1 protein-coding gene and 1 pseudogene are annotated in these 624 nt (G+C 47.3%); one reads left to right on the top strand and one right to left on the bottom strand.

Annotated elements, in window-relative coordinates; translation table 11 throughout:
* A partial coding sequence (locus tag HP456_RS24680) for a UTRA domain-containing protein (protein ID WP_172255911.1) occupies nt 1-145 on the top strand: 145 nt, incomplete at its 5' end.
* Between the two features lie 212 nt (nt 146-357).
* Here HP456_RS24680 and HP456_RS24675 read toward each other — a convergent pair.
* Nucleotides 358-624 (bottom strand): annotated as a pseudogene (locus tag HP456_RS24675) (hypothetical protein); the annotation flags it as partial.

Here is a 624-nt window from a genome sequence, read left to right as displayed (position 1 = left end):
GTATCTTGATCTGGATGAGTACGATCATGTGGTGGTCGTGAGAAATTATGTTCATTTGAAGAATGCTGCGCTGTTTGAGTATACCGAGTCACGGCACAGGCTGGATAAGTTCCGGTTTGTAGATTTTGCGAGGCGGAAGCATTGAGTGAGACCACTTTCTTTGATGGAAAGTGGTTTTTTGAATGGAGTTTTATTGGTGGTGCCAGGCACAATATGGGTGTTTTGTTCCTGGCACCATTTTGATGTTTTTGTGCCAGGAACAACCCTGCTCATTTGTGCCTGGCACCAGAGCCCCGGCTCAACAAAAAAACCGGGCCGCGGCTGGCCCAGCACAAACTCTCTCTATAATGTCTCTCTTTACGCCTCCGGTTTTTCATTCCCTCCCTCTTTATTCAAAGCAGGAATACTTTCTTTACCAGAGTTGTCCTCTGTAGTTTGCTCCTGTTCAGGAGAATCTTCATCGGAAACCTGCTCACCCTCTGCCTTTTCTGGATCAGAAGGTTGCTCTTCTGGGGCTGGTTCTTCACTTTCTGAAGGCTCAGCTTCTTCTTCAGTCCCATCTGCTGGCTGCTGTTCTTCTATATCAGCAGCATCAGTTCCTCCGGATTGATCTGATTTTGGTGG

Source organism: Bacillus haikouensis (assembly GCF_013179555.1).
GTDB classification, from domain to species: Bacteria; Bacillota; Bacilli; order Bacillales; family Bacillaceae_B; genus Rossellomorea; species Rossellomorea haikouensis_A.
This window is presented reverse-complemented; position numbering and strand designations above follow the sequence as displayed.